This is a genomic window from Porphyromonas uenonis 60-3 (assembly GCF_000174775.1).
GTDB lineage: Bacteria > Bacteroidota > Bacteroidia > Bacteroidales > Porphyromonadaceae > Porphyromonas > Porphyromonas uenonis_A.
In genome coordinates, this window is sequence record NZ_ACLR01000040.1 from 1 (window position 1) to 1,619 (window position 1,619).

Annotated in this window: 3 protein-coding genes; all 3 read right to left on the reverse strand. The window is 47.3% G+C overall.

Annotation, left to right across the window (positions count from 1 at the left end; translation table 11 throughout):
* Positions 1-491: DUF6291 domain-containing protein (locus PORUE0001_RS01335; RefSeq protein ID WP_039865232.1), on the reverse strand; the 491-nt coding region annotated here is incomplete at its 3' end.
* A gap of 12 nt (positions 492-503) precedes the next feature.
* A complete protein-coding gene (locus PORUE0001_RS01340; RefSeq protein WP_007364652.1) occupies positions 504-821 on the reverse strand; it encodes a hypothetical protein in 318 nt (105 codons plus the stop codon).
* Positions 822-832: 11 nt separating this feature from the next.
* A partial coding sequence (locus PORUE0001_RS01345) for a site-specific integrase (protein WP_007364651.1) occupies positions 833-1,619 on the reverse strand: 787 nt, incomplete at its 5' end.

Below are 1,619 nucleotides of genomic sequence, written 5' to 3' on the forward strand. Positions count from 1 at the left end.
TCCTCCTGAGTGGTGGAAGAAGAGCTAAGAGGATTAGCAGTACTTTGCTCTACATCAGCCACTTGGGTATTTTCTGAGAGCAAATAAACCTTTTGCTTTTCACCTGCTTTGGGAGAGGAAGAAACCAAATAAACCTTTTGGTTATTTAGCTTCTGACCACCGTCCAAAGTTGATTTGTTCGTAACTCCTTTATTAGGGGTTGTAGTGGAAGCCTTTGCGCCCTGCTCGCTCTTGCGAGGGCGACCGCCTAGCTTACCACAAGTCTTGCGTATAGAGGAGATTTCCGCCTGTCTGTGTGCATCTGCATCAATCTGCTCTCGGACAACGAGGAAAACGCCCTGAACTAAGGCTGGTACCGTAGCTAAGTCAGGCTCTAAACCCTTTAAAGCGTAACCCATAATTAGAGAGTAAGCAACTCCTTGACTGCTGTCTGGTAACTGGGTAATTGCCTCATACCACGAGGATCGAAATTGAAAAGACTTTTCTTTCATAGCTGAGAGGTATTAGAGATTTATCAGTTGGCGATAGGCGCGGAGACGCTCTAAGATGTCAGTACGCTCCTGTTCCGTTACCAGGGGCTCAAGGTCACGCATCTCAATGGCTGAGAGGACAGCGTTGTAGCTGTACTGGGGAGTAGAGTTTACTGGCTCTAGCTTACCCCGTTGAACGGCTAGCTCAATCGAAGTGCGAGGTATTTGTAGCAACACCTCTAGCTCTGTGTGGGACAAATAGACCTCATTACGATTGGTCTCATCTCTACGAGCAAGCAGAGCTTGCAGGAGTAGGAGCTGGACTTGTGGATCAACTGGAGACTGGTTCATACTGTATAGGGTTAATTGGTTACACATTCTTCTTGTAGGCGATTATCCAAGCTACGCATCTCTTCACTCACCTTCATTGGAAGTACACGAGCGTAGATGCGGGTCGTTGAGAGACAACTGTGACCTAGTACACTGCCAACAGTGTCAAGGCTCACCCCCTTAGTCAGGGCGAGTGTAGCAAAGGTGTGGCGAGCTAAGTGGTAGGTGAGTACTCGCTTCACACCACTTAGTCGTTGTATTTCTTTGAGTTGTTGATTGACGTACGGATTTGTACATAGGGGAAATATCCTGCTCTCTGAGCTCTCTGTAGAGGTCGCCTGAGCGAGATATGGAGTTAGGATATGCACGGCAACAGACATTAAGGGGATAGTGCTAAGCACACCAGTTTTCTTACGACGGAGGACAACCCAGCTCTGACCGTGCATAGAGATGATGTTGTCTCTCACTAGACGTGATATGTCTGCATAAGACAGTCCCGTATAACAAGAAAAGAGAAAGGCATCTCGTACTAGAAGAAGCTTAGGGTTTGAAAGCTCAACAGAACGCAAACGCTCCAAGTCGGAATCATCTAAGAACCCCCTATCTGTAGGTTGCATACGCAAAACAACCTTTGGAAAAGGGACTCGCATAAGCAAGTCCTCTTCAACGGCTCGCTCCATCGCTTTTCTCAAAAAGCGCAGAACTTTGATGGCTGTGTTGTGGGTGTAGTTTTTCTCGCCCTTTAAGTACAACTCATAGCTGGAGAGCTCATCTTTCTGCACAGCAGAGAGGGGTAAGTCGTCCTTTCCATATTGATAG

Excerpts from the sequence above, each read along its gene's own strand:
- PORUE0001_RS01340 (WP_007364652.1), bottom strand. The coding sequence starts at position 821 with ATGAACCAGTCTCCAGTTGATCCACAAGTCCAGCTCCTACTCCTGCAA.